Genomic DNA, 24935 nt, shown 5'->3' with positions numbered 1-24935 from the left:
GTTCGTGCCCGCCGCGCCCGCGTCTGCCCCGTCCCCTCAGGAGGACCGTCCCGGGGCAGGTTCCGGCTCGGCCTCGGTCTCGGCGTCGGGGACCGGCTCGCGGAAGAGCGCCGCCGCCACCACCGAGACCACCGCCGTGGCCATGAGGTAGTAGGCCGGGCTCATGAGGTCCCCGGTGCCCTCGACCATCGAGGAGAGCACGAGCGGTGTGAACCCGCCGAAGATCGAGACCGCCAGGCTGTAGGCCAGGGACAGCCCGCTGTAGCGCACCGCGGTGGGGAAGGAGTCGGCCATCGCCGTGGCCAGGACGCCCATCATCGGCGAGCCGGCCAGGGCCACCAGCAGGTACCCGGCGAGCGTCGTGGCGAACTCGCCCTGCAGGAGCAGCCAGTACACGGGCACGGCCACGAGCAGGAGCAGCACCGGGGTCGCCACGAGGAAAGGCTTGCGGCGGCCGATGCGGTCGGAGACCACCGCCCACAGCGGGATCAGGACCAGGTTCGCGCCGATGCCCGCGGCCATCGCCCCGTACATGTCGCTGTGGCGCATCCCGACCTGTTCGACCAGGAACGCCGGCCAGAACGCCTGCATCATGTAGATGGTCGTGGTGCCGGTGATCATCATGCCGATGAGCGTGACCAGGCTGCGCCAGTGGTCCCGCAGGGCCACCAGGATCGGGGTGCGTCCCGGCGCCTCCGACCGCGGGGCCTCGCGGCTCTCGGCGAACTCGGGGGTCTCGTCGAGCTTGAGGCGCAGGTACAGGCCGATGAGCCCGAGCGGCAGGGTCAGGACGAACGGGACCCGCCACCCCCACTCGACCAGGTCGGCCTCGGTGAGCACCGCGGCCAGCCCGGCGCCGGTCCCGGCGGCGCACAGGCCCGCGAACAGCTGGGTGAAGAACTGCCAGCTGCCGTAGAAGGCCCTGCGGTCCTTCGGTGCGTACTCGACCATGTACGACGTGGCGCCGCCGAACTCCCCGCCGGCGGAGAAGCCCTGCACCAGCCGGGCCAGGACCAGCAGCACCGGGGCGAGCACCCCGGCGGTCTCGTAGCTGGGCGCCACACCGATCGCGAAAGTGGCCAGGGACATGCTGATCACGGCCACCGACAGGGTGGTGCGCCGCCCCGTCCGGTCGCCGAAGTGTGCGAAGACGACCGCGCCCAGGGGCCGGAAGACGAAGGAGACGCCGAAGGCCGCGAACGTGGCCACCAGCGAGGGCTCTCCGCCGTCGAAGGTGAAGAAGTTCAGCGCGATGATCGCGGCGAAGAAGCCGTAGAGCGTGAACTCGAACCACTCGATGAAGTTGCCCAGGGACGCGGCGAACACGGCCTTGCGCCGCACGCGCAGGGGGACGTCGGTGGCGCTCGCGGTGCTCATCGGCGCTCCCCCTCGGCCGCGGCGGACGCGGTGGGTTCGGCGAAGCGGCGCAGGGCCAGCTCGGCGTACAGGGCGGCGCCGACCGGCAGCACCCCGTCGTCGAAGACGGCCAGCGGCGAGTGGTTGAAGGGCGCCTCTTCGAGGTCGGCGCCGACCGGTGCGGCGCCGAGGCCGATGAAGCTGCCGGGGACGGCCTGCATGACCCGGGAGAAGTCCTCCGAACCCATGAGCGGTTTCTCGAGGGTGTGGTGCCGCTCGTCCCCGAACAGGCCGGCGGCGGTGTCGGCGGCGAACGCGGTCTCGTCGTGGTCGGTGACGGTGACGGGGTAGCCGGGCAGGACCTCGACGTCGGCCCCGACACCGTGGGCGGAGGCGATGCCGTGCACGAGACGCGGTAGTGTGCTCAGGAGGCGGTCGCGTGTGGTGTCGGAGAAGGTGCGGACGGTGGCCGCGAAGCTCGCCGTGTCCGGGATGACGTTGGCGGCAGAACCCGAGTGCAGGGACCCGACGGAGAGCACCGCGGGGTCGAGCACATCGAACTCCCGGGTCATCATGGTCTGCAACGACACGATCATCTGGCTGACCGCGGTGACCGGGTCCTTGGCGCGGTGCGGGGTGGAACCGTGGCCGCCCGCGCCGTGGACCGTCACGCGCACCTCGTCCTGGGCGGCCAGGATCGGGCCCGGCCGGGTGGCGATGTGGCCGTGCGGCAGGACCGCGGAGAAGACGTGCATCCCGAAGGCGGCGCCCACGCGCGGGCCGGCGGCGTCCAGGACGCCCTCCTCCAGCATGACGCCGGCGCCGTCCCAGCCCTCCTCCCCCGGCTGGAACATGAACACGACGTCACCCGGGAGTTCGCCGCGGCGGTCGGCGAGCAGGCGTGCGGCCCCGGCCAGCATCGCGGTGTGCAGGTCGTGGCCGCAGGCGTGCATGGCGCCGTCGACACGGGAGGCGTACTCGACCCCGGTGCGTTCCTGCACGGGCAGCGCGTCCATGTCGGCGCGCAACAGGACCGGCGGTGCGTCGCCCCCGCGCATCACGGCGGTGACCGAGGAGCACGCGGTTCCGGTGGCGGTCTCCAGGGGCAGGCCGTCCAGGGCGCGCAGGACCCGTTCCTGTGTCCGTGGCAGGTCGAGCCCGATCTCGGGGTGCCGGTGCAGGTCGTGGCGCAGGGCGACCAGGTCGTCGCCCAGTTCCGCGGCGTCGTCGTACGTCGTCATTCGGTGCTCTCCCTGTGTGACCTGGGTCATCGACGGAAACGGGTCACCGGGTATTTTGCGAACACGAGAAGAACGATGGTGGATTCTGGACGATTCGATCATCGAAGGGCGCCCGAGGAGGGTTTCTGTGCAAGGTCCGCTGGAGGAACGGGACCGGGCCCTGGTGCACGCCCTACAGATCGCGCCGCGTGCCACCTGGACCGAGATCGGCCGGACCCTGGGCGTGGGACCCGCGACCGCTGCCGCGCGATGGGAACGCCTGCACGAGCAGGGCGTGGCGTGGATGAGCGCCTACCCGACCGGGACGGCCGAGGACCTGCACCTGGCGTTCGTCGAGGTGGACGTGGAGGCGCCGCTCCGGCACGCGGTGCGCGAGGCGCTGTGCCGCGATCCGCGGGCGGTGTCGGTGGAGGAGACCGCGGGTGACCCCGACCTGTTCCTGACGGTGATGGTGCCCGACCAGGGGGCGCTCTCCCGCCTGGTGCTGGACGACCTCCCGCGGATCCCCGGGGTGTCCGGGTGCCGCACGCACGTGGCCTCGCGTGTGCACTGGGAGGGCAGCCGGTGGCGGTTGGACGCACTCGACGCCCGCCAGCAGGCACGCCTGCGCCCGTCCGCCCCCGACCCGGGACCGCCCGGGCATCCTCGGCGCGGCCGGATGAACCGCGACGCACCCCTGGTGGAGGCGCTCTGCCAGGACGGCCGCCGCAGCGCCGCGGAGATCGCCCGACGGCTGGACCGCAGCCCGGCGACCGTGCGGCGGCAGGCGGCGCGCCTGCTGTCGTCGGGACACCTGTCGCTGCGGTGCGAGCTGGCCCAGCCGCATTCGGGGTGGCCGCTGGTGTGCACGTGGTTCGCCCGGGTGCCCGGCGGGGAGATCGCGCGTACCGTGCGTTCGCTGACCACACACCCCCAGCTGCGGTTGTGTGTGTCCACGGTGAGCGGGTCGAACCTACTGTTCACGTTCTGGGCACGCAACCCGGAGGACCTGGGCCGCCTCGAGTCGGTGCTGGAGGAACGCCTTCCGGCGATGACGCTGACGCGGCGGGTGCTGACGCTGCGCACGCGCAAGCGCATGGGGTGGATCCTGGACGGTTCGGGGCGCAGTACGGGCGAGGTCGTCACACCCGACCCCACGTTGGTGGCCTGACCCGGGCCCCTGCCCCCGCAGGCCGGCGCGCGGCCACGACGGAGCGTATTCGGCCCCGTACGCATCGCGTGCGCGAGGGACGTTTTTTCACGGCGGGGAAACCTCTGTGCCAAGAGATCTTGACGTGAGATCTGAGTCACCCGCAAAGTGGACTATCCAGTAATCCACTGTGCCGAAAGAGGCGCACGTGGCACTGGCGATTCACGTGCAAGGAGAATCGATGTCGATCGTTTGGGTGCCGGTCCTCGCCCTGGTGGTGATCTTCGTGATCGCCATCGCGTTCCCCGTGAACATGGGCGCGCTGGCCTTCGTGGCGGCCTTCCTCGTAGGAACGCTCGCCCTGTCCATGAGCACCGCCGAGATCATCGCCGGGTTCCCCGGGGACCTCGTGCTCATCCTCATCGGGGTGACGTACCTGTTCGCCATAGCGCAGGGCAACGGGACCGTGGACCTCTTGGTACGCGGCGCGGTACGCGCGGTGGGAGGACGCGCCGAGGCCCTCCCCTGGGTCATGTTCTTCCTGAGCGCCACCTTGACCGCGATCGGAGCACTGAGCCCGGCCGCGGTGGCGATCATCGCGCCGATCGCCCTCGGCTTCGCGGCGCGCCACGCGATCAACCCGCTCCTGATGGGGGCGATGGTGGTGCACGGGGCCCAGGCGGGAAGCTTCTCCCCCATCAGTGTCTACGGCGGGATCGTCAACGGGCTGGAACAGAACCTGCCCATCGCGAGCAGCACCATGACGGTGTTCCTGCTCAACTTCGTGTTCAACCTGTTCTTCGCGTTCGGCCTCTATCTCCTGCTCGGCAACAGCAGGATCACCGCCGTGGTCATGAGAAGGGTCAACGGCTCCACCACACGCTCGGCGACCCCGGTCGGCGCCGGCGTGCGCAGCGGCGGCTCCGGCGGGGATGCCGGAAGCGTTCGGCCCTCGGACGGTTCGGGCCCGACCACGGCCGACGGGGACGACAGCGAGCTCGACGGGGTTGGGCCGAAGCGCATCTCCATCGATCAGGCCCTGACCCTGCTGGGCCTGGCCACCCTCATCGTGCTCACCGTCGGGTTCGACATGGACCTCGGGTTCGTCGCCATGAGCGTCGCGGTCACCCTCGCAGTCCTCTTCCCGCAGTCGCAGAAGGACGCGGTCTCCAAGATCAGCTGGTCGACGGTCCTGTTGCTCGCCGGTGTGCTGACCTTCGTTGCGGTCCTGGAGGAGGCCGGAACCATCGACCACGTGGGCTCGATGGTCACCGGGATCCAGTCGGCCATGCTGGCTGCGTTCCTGCTCTGCGTCATCGGAGCAGTGGTGACCGTATTCGCCTCGACCACGGCCATGCTCGGGGTGGTGATCCCCCTGGCCGTGCCGTTCCTGATGCAGAGCGACGTCAGCGCCACGGCGATGGTGGCGGCGCTGGCCATCGCCATCACCCTGACCGACATCAGCCCGTTCTCGACCAACGGCGCCCTTGTGCTGGCCAACGCCAAGGTGTCCGACCCCGGGCAGTTGTACCGCAGCATGCTCCTCTACACCGGGACCCTGTGCGTCCTGGCCCCCTTGGCCGCGTGGGGATTCATCATTCTCCCGGGCTCACTGTGAGGGTCGTGCCAGGGCCTCAGTCGTCGTCCGGCTGCCAGGTGAGCAGGCGGACCCGGCTGACCGACTGCAGGTGCGCGCGCATGGCGGCGACGGCGGCCTCCGGGTCCTGCGCCCGGATGGCGTCCACGATGTCGCGGTGCTGGCGCAACGACTGCGCCGGGCGTTCGGGCTGGTGGAGCGATTCCTTGCGGGTCTCCGCGATCTGGTCGGAGAGCTCGGACATGAACGCCGCCAGGAGCTCGTTGCGCGCGGCCGCGGTGATGGCGGCGTGGAACCGGTGGTCGCCGTCCTCGCCGAGTTCACCGGAGGCGATGTCGGCCTCCATGACGTCGAGCGCTCCGTCGAGCGCCGCGAGGTCGTCGTCGGTCCTGCGCTGGGCGGCGAGCTCGGCGAGCTTGGTCTCGAGCGCCTCGCGGGCGTCGAGCACGTCGGGCAGGCGCCGCTTGCGGTCGACGAGGATCGACACAGGTTCCGGCCTGAGGTGGTCGGTGCGCAGGTACGTGCCGCCGCCGTGCCGGATCTCGACGAGCCCCTGGACCTCGAGCACGACGATGGCCTGCTTGATGGAGGCGCGGCTGACCCCGATGCGTTCGGAGAGCTCGCGTTCGGAGGGCAGGCGGTCACCGGTCTTCAACCGGGCGCGTGTGACGTGCTCACGCAGTTGATCGATCACCTGCTCGTACAGGCGTGATCGTACTGCGGGCTTGAACGAGCCCGTGTCGGTCACCTGGCACCCCCCTTGACATCGCCGCGCCAGATTAGCAAACTAGCGGCCCACACAGCTATTGGATTACTGGATAGTCCAATAAGTGGATCATCCACTTATCCAGTGATCCAAAGTGAGGAGTGACGGAATGGACCACGAGCGCTCACCCTGGATCGAACACGGAGGAACCCTCGGCGGGCTCCGCGTGCTCGACTTCTCGCGCATCCTCTCCGGACCCTTCTGCACCATGGCCCTCGCCGACCTCGGAGCCGACGTCATCAAGGTCGAGGACCACCGCAAGGGCGACGACACCCGCAGTTGGGGCCCGCCCTTCCAGGGCGACGAGGCCTCCTACTTCCTGAGCGTCAACCGCAACAAGCGCTCCGTCGCCGTCGACCTCAAGGACCCCGAGTGCGCCGCCCTCGTGCGCCGGCTCGCGCTCTCCGCCGACGTCGTGGTCGAGAACTTCCGCCCGGGCACGGCCGAACGGCTGGGCATCGGGTACGAGGAACTCAGCGCGCACAACCCCGGCCTGGTCTACGCCTCCATCAGCGGGTACGGGCAGACCGGCCCCTACCGGCTCGAACCCGGCTACGACGCGATCGCCCAGGCGATCTCCGGGATGATGAGCATCACCGGCGAGCGCGACGGCGAACCGGCCCGCACCGGCAACTCGATGGCCGACCTCACCGCGGGCATGTGGGCGACGATCGGGGTCCTCGCCGCACTCCGCGAGCGCGACCGCAGCGGTCAGGGCCAGTGGGTGGACGTCTCCCTGCTCGACGGCCAGATCGCCTCGCTCACCTATGTCGCCGGCGGGTACTTCACCACCGGCAACGTGCCCCGGCGCCACGGGGCCGCGCACCCCACGATCGTGCCGTACCAGGCCTTCCCCACCTCGGACGGCCGGATCATGGTCGCGGCGGGCAACGACACCCTGTGGAAGCGCTTCGCCGCGGCGATCGGGCTCGGGCACCTCACCGATGAGCCCCGCTTCGCCACCAACCCGGACCGTGTCGCCCACCGCGACGAGCTCCTTCCCCTGATCGAGAAGGCCATGGCCGAGCGTGGCTCAGCCGAGTGGGAGGAGGTCCTCGCCGGGGCCGGGGTCCCCGCGGGCCCCATCAACACCGTCGACCAGGCCCTGGAGCACCCCCAGGTCGCGGCCCGGGAGATGGTGGCCGAGACCGAGCACCCCACCGCCGGGCGCGTGCGTGCCCTGTCGAGCCCGGTGAAGCTCTCCTCCCACCCGTCGTCGGTGCGCACGCCCCCTCCCACCCACGGCGAGCACACCGACGAGGTGCTCACCGCGCTCGGTGCGGACGCGTCGGAGCGGAGCCGCATGCGGGAGACGGGGGTCGTGCGATGACCGCGGAACTGGACCACGGGGCGGACACAGCCGTGAACCCCGGTTCGGACGCCGGGACCGGGACCGGCGGCGCGACGGACGGTACGGGTTCCGGGGCGCGGTCGGCGCACGTCGAGGTCCTGCGGGACGGCGGCACGGCGCACGTCGTGATCGGCGACGGGCGGCGCCGCAACGCCCTGACCTCCCAGGGGTGGACGGCGATCCGGGACGCCTTCGTGGGCCTCGCCCAGGACCCGGACGTGCGTGCGGTCGTCGTGCGCGGCGCCGGGGACACGTTCTGTGCGGGTTCGGACCTGACCGAGTGGGCCGGGGTCGACGAGGCGCACGTGGAGGACTCCTTCGCGCGTATGGAGTCGGCCTTCCGGGCGGTCGAGGCGTGCCCGGTGCCGGTGATCGCGCAGGTCTCCGGGGTCGCCGCAGGGGCCGGGTGCCAGCTCGCCCTCGCCTGCGACCTGCGGGTGGTGACCGGTTCGGCCCGGGTCGGTATGCCCATCGCCCGCTTGGGGATCCGGACGAGCCCGTCGTTCGCGGCACGGATGAGCACGCTCGCCGGGCCGTCCGTGACCCGGGACCTGCTCTACACCGGACGCCTGCTCCACGGGGCCGACGCTGTGTCGGCGGGGCTGGCCGACCGGTGCGTGGCCGAGGACGAGTTGTCGGCCACCGTCGGCGACATGGCCGCGAGCATCGCCCGCCAACCGGCCGAGGCCGTGCGCGCCGCCAAGAGCGCCGTCGAGACGGCGCTGGCCCCCGTGCGGACAGCCACGCTGCACAACACCGGGCCTGCCGTGGCCTTCGACCGGTTCAGCGGGGCGGTGGCGGACTTCGTCCGCTGACCTGCCCAGACGCCCGGGCCCGGCGATCCTCCCCGCCGGGCCCGGACGCCCGTCCTCGATTCAGGCGGCGCTGGTGGCGCGGGCGGCCACCGCGGCGGCGGTCTCGGCCTCGATGAGGTCGGCGTTGATCCCCGCCCCCGCCCGGGTTCCGGCGGCCGCCGCGGCGATGATCTGCGCCGACGGGTCGGTGACGTTGCCGGCCGCGTAGACACCGGGCACCGAGGTGGCGCCCATCATGTCGACGGAGACCTTGCTGCCGAAGACCTCGCCGCCCGCATCCAGGGGCTCGGCGGCCACACCCAGGGACTCCAGAACCTCGGAGCGGGCGTTCATCGCGGTTCCGACGACCACCGCCTCGACCGGGAACAGACGCCCCTCGGCCGCGCGCAGCCCGGTCACCCGTCCGCCCGAGGACTCCACCGCGGTGACCGCGCCCTCGACCACGGCCACCCCGCGGGCGGCCAGGCGTTCGTGCTGGTCGTCGGTGAGCTCGCGCCCGTCGTGCAGGAAGAGTGTCACGTCGTCGGTCCACTGGCGCCACATGAGCGCCGAGTGCACCGCCATCGGGTTGCTCGAGATCACGCCGATCCTGCGGTCGCGGACCTCCCACCCGTGGCAGTAGGGGCAGTGGAGCACACCGCTCCCCCAGTGCTCGGCCAGGCCGTCGATGTCGGGGAGCCCGTCGACCAGGCCCGCGGTGACCAGCAGGCGGCGGCCGCGGACCGCGCTTCCGTCACCGAGCCCGACCGTGAAGGTGTCCCCGTCGCGTTGGGCGCGCACGGCCGTCCCCCGCCGGAACCGTGCCCCGTACCCCTCGGCCTCTGCGCGGCCCAGGTCGAGGATCTCGTCGGGCGCCGCGCCCTCGCGGGTCAGGTAGGCGTGGGCGTGCTCGGCCGGTGCGTTGCGCGGGGTGCCGTCGTCGACCACCAGAACCGTGCGGCGGGCCCGCCCGAGGGTGACGGCGGCGCTGAGCCCTGCGGGGCCGCCTCCCACGATCACTGTGTCGAAGACGTCCGTGCTGCCTCGTGTCGTGTCCATGTCATGACCTCCCGTGACACGCAGCGTCGGCGAGAGTTCCCCGACTTGACAATCTTTGTTGCCGGTGCGGCAATAGCGGCCATGAACGACGACGACCTCGCCCGTGTCCTCGACGTGGTCGGGCCCCGGCTGCGCGACCTGCGCAAGGAACGCGACCTGACGCTCGCCCAGGTCTCCGCGGACACGGGGATCTCCACCAGCACCCTGTCCCGGCTGGAATCGGGCGGGCGGCGGCCCACCCTGGAGCTGCTGCTGCCGCTGGCGAAGGTGTACGAGGTTCCGCTGGACGAGCTCGTGGACGCGCCCCGCACCGGGGACCCGCGGGTGCACCCCGCCCCGGTCACGCGGGACGGCATGACGGTCGTCCCACTCACGAACGACCTCAGCGGCCTGCGCGCGTACAAGTTCGTCGTGCCGCCGCCCGAGGGGCCGCTTCCCCCTGCCGACCTGCAGACACACGAGGGTTACGACTGGCTGTACGTGCTCTCCGGCCGGTTGCTGTTGAACCTGGGTGACCAGGAGACGGTGTTGAAGGCGGGCGAGGCAGCGGAGTTCGACACCCGCATGCCGCACGCGATGCGCAACCCGGGCCCGACCACCGCCGAGTACCTGACGCTGTTCGGGCCCCAGGGCGAACGCATGCACGTGCGTGCCCGCACCGTCAAGAAGTGAGCGTCAGCCGCGCGGCAGGTCCAGCGTCATGAACACGCTGTGCGGGTCCTCGCTGTAGTCGGCGAACGGCGCGCAGTACTCGAACCCGAAGCGGGTGTAGAGCGCACGCGCGGGGGCGAAGAACCCGAAGGATCCGGTCTCCAGGCTCACGCGTTCGAACCCCCGGGCCTCCGCCTCGCCGAGGATGTGCGTGAGCAGGGCCGAGGCGATGCCGCTCCGGACCCTCGTGGGGCTGGTGCGCATCGACTTGAGCTCGGCGTGGCCGTCCCCGAGGTCCTTGAGCGCCCCGCAGCCCACGAGCGAGCCGCCGTCCGACACCCGCCAGAAGGAGACCTCCGGGGCACGCAGTGCCTCCAGGTCGAGGGCGTGGCTGCTCCCCGGTGGTGACAGCTCCCGGAGCTGCGAGACGTGGTCCTCGAGGAACGCGGCGATCTCGGGGCCGGACAGGTCGTCCGTCTCGATCGCGAACGCGGTGGGGGTGCTCATCAGTCACCCGCCGCTTCGGCCTGCTCGAGCCAGGACTCCTCGAGCTCCTCGCGCTCGGCGGCGAGCGTCTTGACCTCGGCGTCCAGCTCGGCGAGCTTGGCGTAGTCGTCGGCGGCCGCGGCCATGAGCTCGTGGAGTTCGGTCTCGCGCTTGGTGATGCGGTCCATGCGGCGCTCGACCCGCTGCATCTCCTTCTGCGCGGCGCGGCGCTCGGCGGCCGAGACCTTCGGCTGCTCCTTGGGCGCCTGTTCGGTCACCCCGGGGACCTCGGCCGGGCCGGCGGTCTCCTCGCGGCGCTGCAGGTACTCCTCCACACCGCCGGGCAGGAACGCCAGGCTCCCGTCGCCCATGAGCGCCATGACCTTGTCGGTGATGCGCTCCAGGAAGTACCGGTCGTGGCTGACGAGCACGAGCGAACCCGGCCAGCCGTCGAGGAGGTCCTCCAGCTCGGTGAGCGTCTCGATGTCGAGGTCGTTGGTGGGCTCGTCCAGCAGCAGCACGTTCGGCTCGTCCATGAGCAGGCGCAGGAGCTGCAGGCGGCGGCGCTCACCGCCGGACAGGTCGCCGATCGGGGTCCACTGGCGCTCGCCGCGGAACCCGAAGCGCTCCAGCATCTGCCCGGCCGTGAAGTCGCGCTTGCCGATGGTGACGTGTTCGCGCACGTCCTTGACGGCCTGCAGCGGGCGCTGGGCGGGGTCGAGCTCGGTGACGTTCTGCGACAGGTGGGCGAGCTTGACCGTGCGGCCCACCCGGACCGTCCCGGAGTCGGGTCCGCGCTCCTCCGCCAGCAGCTTGAGCAGGGTGGACTTGCCCGCGCCGTTGATGCCGACCAGTCCGACGCGGTCGCCCGGGCCGAGCTGCCAGGTGAGGTGGTCGAGCAGGGTGCGGTCCGGGACGGAGTAGGAGACGTCCTTGAGGTCGATGACGGTCTTGCCGAGGCGGGAGCTGGCGAAGGTCACCAGTTCCACGGAGTCGCGCACCGGCGGCTCGTCGGCGATGAGCTGGTTGGCGGCCTCGACGCGGAACTTGGGCTTGGAGGTGCGCGCGGGGGCGCCCCGGCGCAGCCACGCGAGTTCCTTGCGCATGAGGTTCTGGCGGCGTTCCTCGGCCGCTGCCGCCTGGCGCTCGCGTTCGGCCTTGGCGAGCACGTAGGCGGCGTACCCGCCCTCGTAGCGCTCGACGGTGCCGCGGCCGACCTCCCACGTGCGGGTGGTGACCGCGTCCAGGAACCAGCGGTCGTGTGTGACGACCACGATCGCCTCGGAACGGCCGTTGAGGTGCTGGGCGAGCCAGGCGATGCCCTCGATGTCGAGGTGGTTGGTGGGCTCGTCGAGCGCGATGAGGTCGTGGTCGCCGACCAGGAGGCGCGCCAGCCCCGTGCGCCTGCGCTCACCGCCGGAGAGTTCCGACATGGGCAGGTCGAGGTCCCACCCGCTGAGCAGGCCGCGGAGGATGTCGCGGATGCGGGCGTCACCGGCCCACTCGTGCTCGGCCCGGTCGCCCAGGACGAACTGCCCCACGGTGGAGTCGGGGAAGTCGTCGCGCTGGTGCAGGAAACCGACGCGGAGGCCCCGGTTGTGCACCACACGGCCGGAGTCGGGCTCGGTCAGGCCGGAGATCACCGAGAGCAGCGTGGACTTGCCGCCTCCGTTGCGGCCGACCACGCCGATGCGTTCACCCGCCTCGATCCCGAGCGAGACGTCGTCGAGGAGCACGAGCGGCCCGTAGGCCAGGGACACGTCCTGAAGATTGACCAGATTCATCGCCTCCCATTGTGGTACCACCGCTGCAGTGCCCGCGCCCGAGGAGGGGTGGCGGGCGCAGGCGTGCGGTGCGGGAAGGCGGCGCCGGAGGAGGGTGCCGTGCCCGCGGAGCGTCCGGGGGATCCGCTCCACGGGCACGGGCGTCACCCGGAACCCCGGCCGACCGGGCTCACCGAGCGGTCCGGGCTCTCGGGGTGCACCCAGCGGGCGGCGCCCAGCGAGAGCGCGGCCACGACGGTCCCGGCCAGGGCCCCGGAGGTGCTGACCACCACGTCCCCGGCGTGTGCGATGTTGCCCGCGGCCATGGCCCACTGGATGGTCTCGATACCGACCGACAGGGCCGCACCGAAGAAGACCCGCGCCGACCACCGGATGAAGGCGTGGAACGCGAGGACGCCGATGGGGACGAACAGGACGAAGTTGAGCAGGCGTTCCTCGAGCACGTGCGCGGCCTGCCCGATCGCACCGCCGTTCCCGTCCAGGCCCCCGCCCATGTCGGCGAGAACGAGGGCGGTGTCGCGGCCGGGGACCGGGTTCCCATGTGCGTCCACGACCTCGGGCCTCGCGGTGTCACCGTGCAGGAAGAGGTCCGTGCCCTCGGAACGGCGCAGCTCCTCGCGTTCGTCCACGGGGAGTTTCTCGGAGGTGTAATGGGCGATACGGCCGTCGTCGAGTTCCGTGGTGAGTTCTCGTTCGGGTTCTTCGCTGATGTCGCCGACGACCGCTGTGGGGCGCCATTCGACGCCGCGTGCGTAGGTGCCCACTTGGTCCCATTGCCCGACGGGTGCGGCCAGACCCAGCAGGAAGAGGAGGGTGCACGCGGCGAGGAGGCCCCGCGGGAGCCCGGACGGTGAGCGCAGTTCGTGGCGCGCCAGGTAGAACGCCCCGACGAGCAGCACCACCAGTGCGATCCCCACCATCAGGGGTTCGACGTAGAAGAGCGACTGCCACATGCGTCCTCCGTGCGGAGAGAACCGGGTTCGCCGAGTTCGTCGAGTTCCCGGACCGGACTCTGGAACTGTACACACGGAGAATCCCCGGACCCGAGGCTTTTCCCGGATTCCTGTCGGCGGAATGCCCGGACACTCCCGACCGAATTCGCTCGCCCCTTCCACACAAAATCGGAGGAATTCTCACGGCGGCGACGTAATGCTCTCATGGTTCATATCGATGGAACCCGGACGCATCGCCCCCACGTCCGTCGGGGAGCCCCGGCCACCCGGACGCGGGGCCTGCTCTCCCTCACCCGGGCCGGGCAGCAACCCGCAGCAGACAGGCGGACCCGGGGGTCGATGCAGGTGGAAGAGGCACCGAACCAGCGCCACGGACCTCCGCCGCAGCGCCCCGACACCCCGCCCGACCCCGGAGATTCCCGCCGGAGATTCTCCCCGCACCGCCCTCCCACGCACCCACGCGGGCCCGCGCACATAATGCGCACGGAAATCGGTGCCTTAAGGGACAGCCGGCAAGCGCCCGCGTGCACCCTGTCGAACGACCGATACCTCCACCGCCCGCCGTTCGAGACGGACGTCGAGGAGGAAAAGACGTCTGGCACACTGAAAGCGGCAGACATTGCTGCGGTTGTCGCTGCACCATGGGAGGCATGACGATGGCCCATCAACGCAAGTCCATCCCTGTGGACACCGAGACCCAGGAACTCCTCCGGGCCTTGAGGGAGAACGACTCCCGTGAGCACGCCGCCCTCACCTCCCTGGCCCGCGGCGCCGAGGCCGAGGCCAACGGGCGCTGGTCGGAGGCCGCGGTCCTGGCTGCCCTGATCGATCTGGGCAAACAGGCCCTGCAGGAGAAAGTCCTCGAACTCGAGTACCGGGCCATGGCCGCGGAACAGGGCGAGGCCGACGAAGAACGCACCGCCCGTGATGCCCTGCGTCGCCGTAGGCGCCTCTCTCCTCGGGCAGGCGAGTGATCGCCCCGGCCCCGGTGCGGGGCTGTGTGTACTGGATCTACCTGGACACCGGAGAGCAGCTCGAGCGCAAGCCTTTCCTGGTGGTCTCCAACAATCAGCGCAACACCCACCTGGGGGACTGCCTGGCGGTTCGGTTGACCACCACCCGAAAGGAGGCGCGCACCACGGTCGTGCCCCTGGGACCCGCTGATCTGCCCCTGCACGGGTTCGTCCTGTGCGACGAGATCACTCTGGTCTTCCGCGATGAGGTCCTCGAACAGGCCGGGGCCCTCAGCCACGCCACGATGGGCCAGGTGGCCAAGGGCCTCAGCGCCGCCCTGGCCCTCTCCTGAACCGACCGGTCACACGAGGAAGAAGTCCCGCGCGGCCTTGGCGATGCCCTCGGCGTCGAGGCCGTGGGCGCGGGCGTGCTCGGCCGGGGTGCCGTAGGCGCGCAGCTCCTCGGCGCGGGACACCCCGAGGCCGAGCTGGCGGTGGCGGCGGTCCGCGAGCGCGGCGGAGACCTCGTGCGCCGAGGTGCCCTGCAGGTAGGGCTCGACGACGAGGACGTCGGCGCTGCCCGCGGCGGCCACGATCCGGTTCAGCCCTTCGCGATCGAACGGCCGCACGGTCGAGGCGTAGGCGACGGTCACGTCGAGGCCGGCGGTCGCCTCCAGGGTCCGGTCGAGCATGGGGCCGACGGCGACCACGACGCCGGCCGAGCGGCCCGACCCCCGGCGCACGACGGTCAGCTTCTCCGAGACGGGCACCGGCGCACGGTTGGCCTCCGACGACAGGCGCAGGTAGACGGGCCGGTCGCGGGGGATCTCCTGCAGCAGCAGCTGCCGCACCTCGTCGGGGTGGCCGGGCACGTGCACGGCCCACCCGGGCAGGCTGTCCAGGACGGCGACGTCCCCGGGCGCCTGATGGGTGCGGCCGGCGAAGGAGGCGTCGTAGGAACCCCCGATCCCGACCAGGATCGCGCCCACACCCTGGTGCGACAGGGAGATCTTGAGCTGCTCGAACGGCCGCTCCACGAGGAACGGCGCGTAACTGTGCACGATCGGGCGCATCCCCGTCAGGGCGAGGCCGCCGGCGACCCCGACGAGCGCCTGCTCGCGGATGCCCACGTCGATGACCCGCCCGGGGTGGCGCGCCCCGGGCTCGCGGAACTTGTCCCCGGAGATCACGGCGAGCACGACCGCCACCCGGGGGTCGTCGTCCAGCGCCCCGCGCACGGTGGCGGCGAAGGCCTCGCGCATCGAGGCGCCGGAGGCCTTGTGGATGTCCATGTTCTGGGCCGGGATCTGCGACTTCACGGGTGCGTTCACGGCGGGACTCCCTAGCTCTCGGAGGGGGTGGTGACGACGACGGCGAGCGGCCGTCCCGGGTGCGGGTCGGTGAGGGCGCGGTGCACGGCGTCGTGGTGGCGCCCGCGTTCGCTGCGCACCTCCCACCCCTCGACCTCGAAGCGGGCCCCGACCCCGCCGGGCCAGGGCGGGGTGGCCGACCGGTTGTCGACCACGACGGCCGTCAGGTTGTCGGCCCCGAGGCGTGCGGCGGCGGCGATGGCCTCGTGGTTGCTGCCCTCCTGGAGCTCCCCGTCGCCGACGAGCACGACGACCCGGGGTTCGGTCCCGTCGGCGCGGCGGATCCCCTGGGCGCGCACCCCCAGGGCGCTGCCGAGGGCGAGGGGCAGTCCGTGCCCGAGTGAGCCGCTGCCGATCTCGATCCCCGGAACCAGGGTGCGGTCGGGGTGGAACCCGAGCGGCGAGTCGTAGGTCCCCCACGTGCGCAGGGTCGGCACGTCGAGGAAACCCTTGGCGGCGAGCACGGCGTAGTAGGCGGCCGGCCCGTGCCCCTTGGAGAGCAGGAACCGGTCGCGGTCGGGTGCGTCGGCGGTGTCGGGCGCCACCCGGAGCACACGGTCGTAGAGCGTCCAGATGACGTCGAGCGTGGAGTGAGCGGCCTCGGAGTGCTTCTCGTCGCCCTCCATGAGGCCGATCAGCGCGGGCAGGTCGGCGTAGCGGCTGAAAACTGCTGCGGTCGTCATACGCACCAGTCTTCGACCTCAATTTAGGTTGAGGTCAACCGGTGGGCTCAGATCTCTTCGGGACCCGTGTCCCCGGCATCCGCGCCCTCAGAACCCTCGCCCCCGGAACCGCCTTCCGCGCCGTGCTCCTGCTCGGCCAACAGCACCCGCGCGACCTCGCCGTCGGTCACCAGGGTCGACACCAACCCGCTGCGCAGCGCCGCGCCGACGGCCCGCGCCTTGGCCGCGTCCCCGGCACCCGCCACCGCGACGACCTCCGGGACCCGCCGCAGCTGCTCCGCCCGCACGCTGATGATGCGCTCGGCCAGGTCGCTGTGGATCTGGTTGCCCTCGGGGTCGAAGAGCTGCGCCGACATCTCCGCGCACACCCCGAGCGCGCTGTACCGCTCGCGCGCTTCGGGATCGAGCGCCTGGTACACGGTGGAGTTCCGCTCGTCCCACCCGCCGATGGCCACCACCGCGGTCGTGAGCCGGTCGTAGTGGGCGAAGGCGCCGGCGATCCCCGGGTCGGAACGCAGGGTGGCGGCGGTCGCGGCGTCCGGCAGGATCAGCGGGGCGTAGATGGGGTACGCGGGCCCGCCGCTCAGCGCCGCGGCCCGCCGTACGGTCTCCACCGATCCGCCGTCGTCGGCGTGATCGGAGAGCACCCCGTTGAGCTGCACGACCGTGCACTCGGGCAGGTCGACCAGGTCGGACCCCATCACCTGCAGGGCACGGCTCCACGCCAGGCCCAGCACCTCGCCGGGGCGCACAATCTCGCCCAGGAGCCGGGCGGCTGCGGAGCCGAGCACGCGCCGGGTCTCGGCCACGTCCGCGCTGCCGTCCGTGTCGACGGGGGTGTCCACGACGACGGCGCGGCGCAGCCCGTAGGCGGAGCGCAGCCGCTCGGAGAGCTCCCCGTCCAGGCGCGCGGGCAGGCGGATGTCGATGTGCACGATGCCGCGCTCGCGGGCGGCGTCGAGGTCGCGGGCGATCTTGAACCGGCTGAGCCCGAACTCCTCGGCGATCTCGACCTTGGAGCGCCCGTCCAGGTAGAAGCGCCGCGCCACCGCGGCCAGCCTCAGCATCTCCGCGGGCCCGAGGGGTGCTGCCTCGGTGCCCTGGGTCCCGGTCTCCTTCACGTCGTCCCCCCGCTTGCTCATATGTGCGGGAGTCTACTCGGTTGAGCTACACCCATTGACACCAGGTTTCACGTGGGTTTTCAATGTTCGAAACAAATGTGATCCAGGTCGCTCATCTGAGCACCACGACGATTCCGGGAGTACCCCGTGCGTGCCGCCATCATCAACGAGCCGGGTTCCGTCAGTGTCGGGGACCGGCCCGAACCCGCCCCAGCCCCCGACGGGGTGGTCGTCCGCGTCGGGGCCTGCGGGATCTGCGGGACCGACCTGCACATCGCCGACGGCGAGTTCCCACCGAGCCCCTATCCCCTGGTCCCCGGGCACGAGTTCGCCGGAACCGTCACCGCCGTCGGCGACCGCGCCCCCGGCGGCCTGCAACCGGGCGACCGTGTGGCCGTCGACCCCTCGCTCTTCTGCGGCCACTGCGAGTACTGCCGGGCCGGACGCGGGAACCTCTGCGCGAACTGGGGCGCCATCGGCGACACCGTCGACGGCGCCTTCGCCGAGTACGTCGCCGTGCCCGCGGCCAACTGCTACCGGCTTCCCGACTCGGTGAGCATGCGCGAGGGCGCCCTGGTCGAACCCCTCTCCTGCGCCGTGCACGGCATGCGCCGCATCGGGGTCGAGGCCGGCGAGCACTTCCTCGTCGTGGGCGCCGGGACCATGGGCCTGCTCCTGCAGCAGCTCCTGCAGAACTCGGGCGCGCACGTGACCGTCGTGGACCGCAACCGCGACCGCCTCGCCATCGCCCGCGACCTGGGCGCCGCGGCCACCGCCGCCGACACCGCCGAGATCACCCCCGGCACCTACGACGCCGCCGTCGACGTCACCGGTGCTCCCCCGGCGATCGAGGCCGCCTTCGACGCGGTCCGCAAGGGCGGCCGACTGCTCGTGTTCGGGGTCGCCGACGAGGACTCCCGGATCTCGCTGTCGCCGTTCCGTATCTACAACGAGGAGATCACCGTCGTGGGCTCCATGGCGGTGCTGCACAGCTTCGGCGCGGCGGTCGACCTCATCGCGTCCGGGACCGTCGAGACGGCCCCGCTGCTCACCGACGCCGTGCCGCTCGAGAAGTTCCCCGAGGCCCTGGCCATGATGCGCGCCGGTACCGGTGTCAAGGTCCAGGTCGTGCCCGACCCCGCCGACGCGGACTCGTGAGCCGGGAAGGGAGCACGGCCATGCGCAGCACACCGGGCCTACCGCTGATGGCCACGGCCGCGGCGGGGCTCCTGCTGACCGGGTGCGCCGGTGCGGGCGCCACCGCCTCGGGCGACGACACCGTCCGGCTGACCGTGGCGATCGTGTCGAACCCGCAGATGCAGGACGCGATCTCCCTGCAGTCGGAGTTCCGCGAGCAGTACCCCGGCATCGAGGTCGACTTCGTGTCCCTGCCGGAGAACGAGGCCCGCGCCAAGATCACCACGTCGGTGGCGACCGGCGGGGGCGAGTTCGACGCCGTGATGATCAGCAACTACGAGACCCGCCAGTGGGCCGAGTACGGGTGGCTGGAGAACCTGCAGCCCCACATCGACGGCTCCGAGGGCTACGACCACGAGGACTTCATCCCCTCGATCCGCGACGACCTGTCCTACGACGGCGACATGTACTCGGTGCCGTTCTACGGGGAGTCGGCGTTCGTGGCCTACCGCGAGGACCTCTTCGAGGAGGCCGGGGTCGAGATGCCCGAGGAACCCACCTGGGAGGAGATCGCCGCCATCGCCGAGGAGATGGACGGCGTCGAACCCGGGGTGTCCGGCATCTGCATGCGCGGCCTCGCCGGGTGGGGCGAGATGCTCAGCCCGTTCAACAGCGTCCTCAACACCTTCGGCGGCCGCTGGTACGACGAGGACTGGAACGCCGAGCTCGACTCACCCGAGTTCCGTGAGGCCGCCGAGTTCTACGTCGACCTGGTGCGCGAGAACGGCCAGCCCGGCGCCGCCAACAGCGGGTTCGGCGACTGCCTCAACCAGTACGCACAGGGGCGGTCGGCGATGTTCTACGACTCCACGTCCATGGTCAGCACGATCGAGGACGAGAGCGCCGGGACGGTCGCCGGCCTCAACGGCTACGCCCCCGCGCCCGTGTCCGAGACCGACTACGGCGGCTGGCTGTTCACCTGGTCGCTGGGCATCCCCTCCACCTCCGAGCACAAGGAGGAGGCCTGGGCGTTCCTGGAGTGGATGACCGACAAGGAGTACGTGCGCACCGTCGCCGAGGAGTACGGCTGGCAGCGGGTCCCGCCCGGCAACCGGCTCTCCACCTTCGAGGAGCCCGCCTACCGCGACGTCGCCGGCGCCTACGCCGACCCGATGCTCGACGGCATCCAGGACGCCGACCCGGCCGACCCCGGGACCCGGCCCGTGCCCTACGAGGGCATCGGGTTCCTCGCCATCCCCGAGTTCCAGGACCTCGGAACCCGGGTGAGCCAGCAGCTCAGCGCGGCCGTGGCCGGACGCGTCACCGTCGAGGAGGCGCTGGAGCAGAGCCAGGAGTACGCCGAGACCGTCGGCGCCACCTACAGGGAGGACGAAGGATGAGCGCCGCGACCGCCCCCGAGCGCGAGGAGGCCCCGGCGCGTCCGCCCCGGGAACGCCGGCGCCCATCCGCCGCGGCACGCCGCGAGGGATGGGTGCGGCGCGCGCCGCTGCTGCCCGCCCTGGTGTTCATGCTGGTCGTGACCCAGCTGCCGTTCCTGGCCACGATCGTGTACTCGCTGCGGTCGTGGAACCTGCTGCGCCCCGACTCGCAGGCGTGGGTGGGCCTGACCAACTACGCGGCCGTGTTCACCGACCGCCAGTTCCTGGGCGCGGCCGCCAACACGGTGCTCATCACCGCGTCGTGCGTGATCGTGGCGATGCTGCTGGGCATCGGTCTGGCGCTGCTGCTGGACCGCAAGTTCTGGGGCCGGGGTGTGGTGCGCACGCTCATCATCACCCCGTTCCTGATCCTGCCCGTTGCCACGGCGCTGCTGTGGAAGCACATCATGCTGGAGCCGGTCTTCGGCCTGCTGAACTTCGTGCTGGCCCCGTTCGGGTTCGCCGACTTCGACTGGGTCTCGCAGGCCCCGGTGCTGTCGGTGGTCATCGCCCTGGTGTGGCAGTGGACGCCGTTCATGGCGCTGCTGGTGCTCGCGGGGCTGCAGAGCCAGAGCGCGGACGTGCTGGAGGCCGGGCAGGTCGACGGCGCCTCGAAGTGGCAGATGTTCGTGTGGATCACCCTGCCGCACCTGCGCCGCTACATCGAGCTGGGTGTGCTGCTCGGGTCGATCTACGTGGTCAACACCTTCGACACGATCTACATGATGACGCAGGGCGGTCCGGGCACCGACAGCTCCAACCTGCCCTTCTACATCTACCAACGGACCTTCCTCGGGTTCGACATCGGACAGTCCGCGGCCATGGGCGTCGTGGTGGTGGTCGGCACCATCCTCGTGGCCCTGCTGGCCCTGCGGCTGATCTTCCGCACGTTCATGGACGCACAGGAGGCCCGATCGTGACCGCCCCAGCCGCCGAACGGCCCGCACGCCGCCGGGCCCCGGACGCCGCGCGTGTGCGCGGTGGCGCCCTGACGGTGTTCACGTGGGCCGTGGGCCTGCTCTTCGTCTCCCCCGCGCTGTGGCTCGTTCTGACGGCCTTCAAGGAGGAGAACCAGGCCGCCACCGACCCGCCGACGCTGTTCTTCCAGCCGACCCTGGACCGGTTCCGGGCCGTGCTGGAGTCGGACTTCGCGCCGTACCTGGGCAACTCGCTGATCGCGACCCTGGCGTCGACGGTGCTGGTGCTGCTCCTGGGGCTGCCGGCGGCCTACGCGCTGTCGGTCGCGCCGGTCAAGCGCACCAAGGACGTGCTGTTCTTCTTCATCTCCACGAAGATGCTGCCGGTCGTGGCGGTCGTGGTGCCGATCTACGTCGCCGCCGCGCACCTGTCGGTCCTGGACAACGTCTGGACCCTGGTGGTGCTCTACACGGCGATGAACCTGCCGATCGCGGTGTGGATGCTGCGGTCGTTCTTCCTGGAGGTACCGACCGCGATCGTGGAGGCCGCCAAGGTCGAGGGCGCGGGCCTGACGAGGATCCTGTGGTCGGTGATGCTGCCGGTCATGGCACCGGGCATCGCCGCCACGGCGCTGATCTGCATGATCTTCGCGTGGAACGAGTTCTTCTTCGCGGTGAACCTGACGGCGGCCCAGGCGGCGACGGTCCCGGTGTTCCTGACCGGGTTCGTCACCAGCGAGGGCTTGTTCGTCGCGCAGCTGTCGGCGGCGGTGGTGATGGCCTCGCTGCCGATCGTGATCGTGGGCTGGACCGCCCAGCGCCAGCTGGTGCGCGGCCTGTCGATGGGTGCCGTGAAGTGATCGGCCGGCCGGGCGCCCGCCCCGTGCAGGGGTCGGCGCCCGGCCGTGCACGGCGGGTTCAGAGGACGGTGGCGCCGGGGACGTCGCCCTCGGCGGTCACGACCCGCTCGCAGAGCCCGCCGGCCTCCAGGGCCGCCACGACGGCGGCGCTGCGGTCGGCGACGGTCCGCGCGGGTTCGTCCCCGCCGCCGACGAGGAAGGCGCACGTGGGCCCGGAACCGGACACGAGGGCACCGACCGCACCGGCCGCGCGCCCGGTCTCCAGCGTGCGTTCGAGCTCCGGCAGCAGCGACAGCGCCGCCGGCTGGAGGTCGTTGTCGAGCGCCCGGCCCAGGGCGGCGGTGTCGGCCGCGGCCAGCGCCTCCCGCAGGGCAGGGCTCTCACGCGGTTCGGGTGCGCGGGGGAAGAGCCGGTCGTACTCGCCGAAGACCGCGGGCGTCGAGAGCCCGTGCGGGGACAGCGCAAAAACCCAGTGGAACCGTCCGGGGCTGTGCATCGGGGTGAGGATCTCGCCGCGCCCGGTGCCCACGGCGGTCCCGCCCACGAGCCCGAAGGCGACGTCGCTGCCGAGGCGGGCCGCGAGGCCGAGCAGCTCCTCCCGGGCCAGACCGCTGCCCCACAGCCGGTCACAGGCCACCAGGGCCGCCGCGGCGTCGGCGCTGCCGCCCGCCATGCCACCCGCAACGGGGATCTGCTTGAGCAGACTCAGATCGACTGGCGTAGCCTTCCCCGTGGTCTCAGCGAGGAGGCCGGCCGCCCGGGCCGCAAGATTCGACGAGTCGAGGGGCACCCGTGCAAGGTGGGACCCCACGTCACCGTCGGCAGTGAGTTCGGTGAGGGGCCGCGAGCGACGCGCCGACGCGTCCTTGGCGGTAACCTCGTCGAACAGCGAGACGGCGTGGAACACGTTGACGAGGTCGTGGAACCCGTCCTCACGTCCGGGCCCCACCGCCAACTGGAGGTTCACCTTCGCGGGAACCCGCACGGTTACGGTGGTATCAAAGGTCACGAGTCCCCAATCGTAAAGGAACCCCCACCTTGCGTGAACACGAGCCCCCACAGGGGCACACGCGTGTTCACCGCCTCCCACCGGCGGTGACACCGCCGCACGGGAACCCGGGGCCCTTCACTTCGGGGACCGTCACCACTGTCATGTCAGTCAACGCCCGTCCCCTGCGGGGCCCGATCCGGCCTCCGAGTGGGAATCCGGGCACAAACACCGCTACCTTGGGGCAAGGCGGAGTTTGGACACCGTCGGGGAGGGTCGCTTGCCGTCGGATGGGCTCCCGAAGAACCTGGAACCGCTGGCTGCCGGAGATCCGGCCACCATCGGTCCTTATGTGCTGTCCGGGAAACTGGGCAGCGGAGGCATGGGGACCGTCTACCTCGGCAGCATGCCGGAGCGCAACAACCAGGTAGCCATCAAGGTCATCCGCCCGGAGCTCGCGTTCGACGAGCAGACCCGGGCCCGGTTCCGCGACGAGATGGAGAACGCCCGCAAGGTCGCCTCCTTCTGCACGGCCAAGGTCCTGGACCACGGGACCTTCGAGAACCGGCCGTACATGGTCACCGAGTACATCGCCGGGACCGCGCTGGCCGAACACGTCGCCGAGAACGGTCCCCTGGACCCCTCGACACTGCACGGGTTCGCGCTCGGTGTGGCCGCGGCGCTGGCCGCCATCCACCGCACCGGGCTGGTCCACCGCGACCTCAAGCCCGCCAACGTGCTGCTGTCGCTGTCCGGACCGCGGGTGATCGACTTCGGTATCGCCCGGGCCATGAACACCGCCACGAGCCACACCCAGACCGGCATCGTCATGGGCAGCCCAGGGTGGATGGCGCCCGAGCAGCTGCTGGAGGAGCAGGTCACCACCTCCGCGGACATCTTCGCGTGGGGCTGCATGGTGGCCTTCGCAGGCAACGGCACACACCCGTTCGGCAACGGCGACGCGATGACGCTCGGCAAGCGGGTGCTGTTCGCCGAGCCGCAGCTGGGCAACCTCGACAGCCCGCTGGACCGGCTCGTCGCCCAGGCCCTGGCCAAGGAGCCCGGGCGCCGCCCGACGGCGCAGGACCTGTTGCTGGAGCTCACCGGCGGTGAGGACAACAGCAACGACATGGTCTCCGACGCGCTGAACCAGTCGTGGCACCCGAAGCTGCCCCCGATCCCGCCCGGCCCCGGGGCCCCGCCCCAGCCGCCGCAGGGTGCGCACCAGACGGCGAGCGGCATGCGCCGTCCGCCGCCGGGGCAGTTCCAGCAGGCCGGTCCTCCGGTGCCGCAGGCCCACCAGACCGGAAACTTCGCGCACCCGCAGCCCGGTCCGCACGGCGGCCCGCAGCCGGCCGCGCACCCGTCGGGGGCGCCGCCGCAGGCCCAGCAGCACCCGGGCGGGCCTCCGCCCGCGCAGCACCCGGCCTCCACGGGCCCGATCCCGATGGTGGCGCCGGGCGACCAGCAGAACCCGCAGGCGCAGCAGGCCCAGGCACAACAGGCCCAGGCCCACCAGGCGCAGGCGCAACAGGCCCAGGCCCAACAGCCACGGCCCAGCTCGCGCCCGTACGTGCCTCCGGTCCCGCCGCCCCCGCACCGTCCGGCCGAGCCCGGGCGCCGCAGGGGTCTGTTCCTGGCACTGGGGCTGGGCGGGGTCGCGCTGGTGGCGGCGATCCTGTTCCTGCTGTTCACCGTGCTCAACCCGGGGTCCGGGCCGCTGTGGTTCGGTGCCGACGACGCCTCCGAGAGCCAGGACTCCGCCGAGGACTCCCCCGACAACGAGGCCGATGCCGGGCCCGACGACCCGCAGGGCCAGGCCGGCACCGGTCCGGTCGAGTTCGATGTCATGGCGGTCGTGTGCGGCATGAACCAGGTGGGTGTGCACTCCGAGGCCCAGCTCGACCGGGGCGAGTACTGCGTGGCCGAGCTGTCGGTCACCAACAACGGCGACGAGCCCGTGCGGATCCGGGCCGAGAACCAGGTCATGGTCACCGACCGGTCCGACGAGCCGGCGCGCAAGCCCTCCACCTCCGAGGAGGACGCCCCGCTGTGGGAGTCCGCGATCGCGCCCGGCCAGGAGGTCGGGGGTCCGGTGGTCTTCCTGATCCTCAGCGACCACACCCCCGAGACGCTGTTGCTGACCGCCGAGGAACTCCCCGAGGGCGAGCAGGCCGGCCAGGACCTGGACCGCTACGAGGAGGTCCCGATCGGCGACCTCGTGGAGCGCTCCGACGACTACGAGTTCCAGGACTACTGAGCCCGCACGCTCCTACCCCACGCACGTGGAAGGGGGTCGG

Annotated in this window: 23 protein-coding genes; 12 read left to right on the top strand and 11 right to left on the bottom strand. The window is 71.5% G+C overall.

Annotated features, from left to right (window positions below; all coding sequences use genetic code 11):
• Nucleotides 1–36: 36 nt before the first annotated feature.
• Both IDM40_RS10960 and IDM40_RS10955 read right to left on the bottom strand, forming a co-directional pair.
• Entirely contained in the window at nucleotides 37–1377 is a 1341-nt protein-coding gene (locus IDM40_RS10960) for an MFS transporter (protein WP_193121847.1), read from the bottom strand.
• Nucleotides 1374–2597, bottom strand: coding sequence for a M20 metallopeptidase family protein (locus IDM40_RS10955; RefSeq protein WP_193121846.1), 1224 nt, complete (start codon nucleotides 2595–2597; stop codon nucleotides 1374–1376). The genes IDM40_RS10960 and IDM40_RS10955 overlap by 4 nt, the downstream gene beginning before the upstream one ends.
• Nucleotides 2598–2724: 127 nt before the next feature.
• Between IDM40_RS10955 and IDM40_RS10950 the strand changes: the two genes are divergently transcribed.
• Together IDM40_RS10950 and IDM40_RS10945 are read left to right on the top strand one after the other, a co-directional pair.
• Nucleotides 2725–3747, top strand: coding sequence for an Lrp/AsnC family transcriptional regulator (locus tag IDM40_RS10950; RefSeq protein ID WP_193121845.1), 1023 nt, complete (start codon nucleotides 2725–2727; stop codon nucleotides 3745–3747).
• Between the two features lie 220 nt (nucleotides 3748–3967).
• Complete coding sequence (locus IDM40_RS10945) at nucleotides 3968–5344, top strand: SLC13 family permease (protein ID WP_193121844.1); 1377 nt, start codon at nucleotides 3968–3970, stop codon at nucleotides 5342–5344.
• Between the two features lie 16 nt (nucleotides 5345–5360).
• On the opposite strand, the gene IDM40_RS10940 is transcribed toward IDM40_RS10945, so the two are convergent.
• Nucleotides 5361–6071: a FadR/GntR family transcriptional regulator gene (locus IDM40_RS10940; protein ID WP_328806992.1), complete on the bottom strand. Its 711-nt coding sequence runs from the start codon at nucleotides 6069–6071 to the stop codon at nucleotides 5361–5363.
• 127 nt (nucleotides 6072–6198) lie between these two features.
• Here IDM40_RS10940 and IDM40_RS10935 point away from each other — a divergent pair, with 127 nt between their 5' ends.
• Both IDM40_RS10935 and IDM40_RS10930 read left to right on the top strand, forming a co-directional pair.
• A complete protein-coding gene (locus IDM40_RS10935; RefSeq protein ID WP_193121843.1) occupies nucleotides 6199–7419 on the top strand; it encodes a CaiB/BaiF CoA transferase family protein in 1221 nt (406 codons plus the stop codon).
• Complete coding sequence (locus IDM40_RS10930; protein WP_193121842.1) at nucleotides 7416–8255, top strand: enoyl-CoA hydratase/isomerase family protein; 840 nt, start codon at nucleotides 7416–7418, stop codon at nucleotides 8253–8255. The genes IDM40_RS10935 and IDM40_RS10930 overlap by 4 nt, the downstream gene beginning before the upstream one ends.
• Nucleotides 8256–8315: 60 nt before the next feature.
• Here IDM40_RS10930 and IDM40_RS10925 read toward each other — a convergent pair whose 3' ends face one another.
• The gene (locus IDM40_RS10925; protein ID WP_193121841.1) at nucleotides 8316–9293 is read right to left on the bottom strand and encodes an NAD(P)/FAD-dependent oxidoreductase; all 978 of its coding nucleotides are present in this window, start codon (nucleotides 9291–9293) and stop codon (nucleotides 8316–8318) included.
• Nucleotides 9294–9374: 81 nt separating this feature from the next.
• Between IDM40_RS10925 and IDM40_RS10920 the strand changes: the two genes are divergently transcribed.
• Nucleotides 9375–9965 (top strand): helix-turn-helix domain-containing protein, encoded by a 591-nt coding sequence (locus tag IDM40_RS10920; RefSeq protein WP_193121840.1) that lies wholly within the window; start codon nucleotides 9375–9377, stop codon nucleotides 9963–9965.
• 3 nt (nucleotides 9966–9968) lie between these two features.
• On the opposite strand, the gene IDM40_RS10915 is transcribed toward IDM40_RS10920, so the two are convergent.
• The 3 genes from IDM40_RS10915 to IDM40_RS10905 form a co-directional block, all read right to left on the bottom strand.
• The gene (locus IDM40_RS10915) at nucleotides 9969–10451 is read right to left on the bottom strand and encodes a GNAT family N-acetyltransferase (protein ID WP_193121839.1); all 483 of its coding nucleotides are present in this window, start codon (nucleotides 10449–10451) and stop codon (nucleotides 9969–9971) included.
• Nucleotides 10451–12214: an ABC-F family ATP-binding cassette domain-containing protein gene (locus IDM40_RS10910; protein ID WP_193121838.1), complete on the bottom strand. Its 1764-nt coding sequence runs from the start codon at nucleotides 12212–12214 to the stop codon at nucleotides 10451–10453. The genes IDM40_RS10915 and IDM40_RS10910 overlap by 1 nt, the downstream gene beginning before the upstream one ends.
• A 143-nt stretch (nucleotides 12215–12357) precedes the next feature.
• A complete protein-coding gene (locus tag IDM40_RS10905) occupies nucleotides 12358–13167 on the bottom strand; it encodes a VanZ family protein (protein ID WP_193121837.1) in 810 nt (269 codons plus the stop codon).
• 650 nt (nucleotides 13168–13817) lie between these two features.
• Between IDM40_RS10905 and IDM40_RS10900 the strand changes: the two genes are divergently transcribed.
• Together IDM40_RS10900 and IDM40_RS10895 are read left to right on the top strand one after the other, a co-directional pair.
• Nucleotides 13818–14141 (top strand): hypothetical protein, encoded by a 324-nt coding sequence (locus tag IDM40_RS10900; protein ID WP_193121836.1) that lies wholly within the window; start codon nucleotides 13818–13820, stop codon nucleotides 14139–14141.
• A gap of 26 nt (nucleotides 14142–14167) precedes the next feature.
• A complete protein-coding gene (locus tag IDM40_RS10895; RefSeq protein WP_328806991.1) occupies nucleotides 14168–14473 on the top strand; it encodes a type II toxin-antitoxin system PemK/MazF family toxin in 306 nt (101 codons plus the stop codon).
• 9 nt (nucleotides 14474–14482) lie between these two features.
• Here IDM40_RS10895 and IDM40_RS10890 read toward each other — a convergent pair whose 3' ends face one another.
• From IDM40_RS10890 to IDM40_RS10880, 3 genes are all read right to left on the bottom strand, one after another.
• Nucleotides 14483–15382, bottom strand: a complete 900-nt coding sequence (locus IDM40_RS10890; RefSeq protein ID WP_193121995.1) for a transketolase family protein — start codon at nucleotides 15380–15382, stop codon at nucleotides 14483–14485.
• Between the two features lie 80 nt (nucleotides 15383–15462).
• Nucleotides 15463–16173, bottom strand: coding sequence for a thiamine pyrophosphate-dependent enzyme (locus IDM40_RS10885; protein WP_193121835.1), 711 nt, complete (start codon nucleotides 16171–16173; stop codon nucleotides 15463–15465).
• 47 nt (nucleotides 16174–16220) lie between these two features.
• Nucleotides 16221–17240, bottom strand: coding sequence for a sugar-binding transcriptional regulator (locus IDM40_RS10880; RefSeq protein ID WP_235997512.1), 1020 nt, complete (start codon nucleotides 17238–17240; stop codon nucleotides 16221–16223).
• Between the two features lie 201 nt (nucleotides 17241–17441).
• On the opposite strand from IDM40_RS10880, the gene IDM40_RS10875 reads away from it, so the two are divergent.
• Genes IDM40_RS10875 through IDM40_RS10860 form a run of 4 tightly spaced genes read left to right on the top strand, consistent with a single transcriptional unit; the run spans nucleotide 17442 to nucleotide 21647 of the window.
• Nucleotides 17442–18452, top strand: a complete 1011-nt coding sequence (locus IDM40_RS10875; RefSeq protein WP_193121834.1) for a zinc-dependent alcohol dehydrogenase family protein — start codon at nucleotides 17442–17444, stop codon at nucleotides 18450–18452.
• A gap of 20 nt (nucleotides 18453–18472) precedes the next feature.
• Nucleotides 18473–19831, top strand: coding sequence for an ABC transporter substrate-binding protein (locus IDM40_RS10870; protein ID WP_193121833.1), 1359 nt, complete (start codon nucleotides 18473–18475; stop codon nucleotides 19829–19831).
• Entirely contained in the window at nucleotides 19828–20790 is a 963-nt protein-coding gene (locus IDM40_RS10865; protein ID WP_193121832.1) for a carbohydrate ABC transporter permease, read from the top strand. Before IDM40_RS10870 ends, IDM40_RS10865 begins: the two co-directional genes overlap by 4 nt.
• Nucleotides 20787–21647, top strand: coding sequence for a carbohydrate ABC transporter permease (locus IDM40_RS10860; RefSeq protein ID WP_193121831.1), 861 nt, complete (start codon nucleotides 20787–20789; stop codon nucleotides 21645–21647). Before IDM40_RS10865 ends, IDM40_RS10860 begins: the two co-directional genes overlap by 4 nt.
• Before the next feature lie 58 nt (nucleotides 21648–21705).
• Here IDM40_RS10860 and IDM40_RS10855 read toward each other — a convergent pair whose 3' ends face one another.
• Entirely contained in the window at nucleotides 21706–22656 is a 951-nt protein-coding gene (locus IDM40_RS10855; RefSeq protein ID WP_328806990.1) for a 4-(cytidine 5'-diphospho)-2-C-methyl-D-erythritol kinase, read from the bottom strand.
• Between the two features lie 259 nt (nucleotides 22657–22915).
• On the opposite strand from IDM40_RS10855, the gene IDM40_RS10850 reads away from it, so the two are divergent.
• Nucleotides 22916–24895 carry a serine/threonine-protein kinase gene (locus IDM40_RS10850; protein WP_193121829.1) on the top strand — a complete coding sequence of 660 codons (1980 nt, stop codon included), beginning with the start codon at nucleotides 22916–22918 and terminating at the stop codon, nucleotides 24893–24895.
• Nucleotides 24896–24935 lie beyond the last annotated feature (40 nt).

Source organism: Nocardiopsis coralli, from assembly GCF_014892575.1.
Classification (GTDB): Bacteria; Actinomycetota; Actinomycetes; order Streptosporangiales; family Streptosporangiaceae; genus Nocardiopsis; species Nocardiopsis coralli.
Note: the sequence above shows the minus strand (reverse complement) of the source record. Positions and strands in the feature narration are given on the sequence as shown.

Excerpts from the sequence above, each read along its gene's own strand:
- IDM40_RS10920 (WP_193121840.1), top strand. The coding sequence starts at position 9,375 with ATGAACGACGACGACCTCGCCCGTGTCCTCGACGTGGTCGGGCCCCGG.
- IDM40_RS10925 (WP_193121841.1), bottom strand. The coding sequence starts at position 9,293 with ATGGACACGACACGAGGCAGCACGGACGTCTTCGACACAGTGATCGTG.
- IDM40_RS10930 (WP_193121842.1), top strand. The coding sequence starts at position 7,416 with ATGACCGCGGAACTGGACCACGGGGCGGACACAGCCGTGAACCCCGGT.
- IDM40_RS10890 (WP_193121995.1), bottom strand. The coding sequence starts at position 15,382 with ATGCGCGAGGCCTTCGCCGCCACCGTGCGCGGGGCGCTGGACGACGAC.
- IDM40_RS10945 (WP_193121844.1), top strand. The coding sequence starts at position 3,968 with ATGTCGATCGTTTGGGTGCCGGTCCTCGCCCTGGTGGTGATCTTCGTG.
- IDM40_RS10905 (WP_193121837.1), bottom strand. The coding sequence starts at position 13,167 with ATGTGGCAGTCGCTCTTCTACGTCGAACCCCTGATGGTGGGGATCGCA.
- IDM40_RS10900 (WP_193121836.1), top strand. The coding sequence starts at position 13,818 with ATGACGATGGCCCATCAACGCAAGTCCATCCCTGTGGACACCGAGACC.
- IDM40_RS10885 (WP_193121835.1), bottom strand. The coding sequence starts at position 16,173 with ATGACGACCGCAGCAGTTTTCAGCCGCTACGCCGACCTGCCCGCGCTG.
- IDM40_RS10955 (WP_193121846.1), bottom strand. The coding sequence starts at position 2,597 with ATGACGACGTACGACGACGCCGCGGAACTGGGCGACGACCTGGTCGCC.
- IDM40_RS10880 (WP_235997512.1), bottom strand. The coding sequence starts at position 17,240 with ATGCTGAGGCTGGCCGCGGTGGCGCGGCGCTTCTACCTGGACGGGCGC.
- IDM40_RS10910 (WP_193121838.1), bottom strand. The coding sequence starts at position 12,214 with ATGAATCTGGTCAATCTTCAGGACGTGTCCCTGGCCTACGGGCCGCTC.
- IDM40_RS10960 (WP_193121847.1), bottom strand. The coding sequence starts at position 1,377 with ATGAGCACCGCGAGCGCCACCGACGTCCCCCTGCGCGTGCGGCGCAAG.
- IDM40_RS10935 (WP_193121843.1), top strand. The coding sequence starts at position 6,199 with ATGGACCACGAGCGCTCACCCTGGATCGAACACGGAGGAACCCTCGGC.
- IDM40_RS10870 (WP_193121833.1), top strand. The coding sequence starts at position 18,473 with ATGCGCAGCACACCGGGCCTACCGCTGATGGCCACGGCCGCGGCGGGG.
- IDM40_RS10865 (WP_193121832.1), top strand. The coding sequence starts at position 19,828 with ATGAGCGCCGCGACCGCCCCCGAGCGCGAGGAGGCCCCGGCGCGTCCG.
- IDM40_RS10915 (WP_193121839.1), bottom strand. The coding sequence starts at position 10,451 with ATGAGCACCCCCACCGCGTTCGCGATCGAGACGGACGACCTGTCCGGC.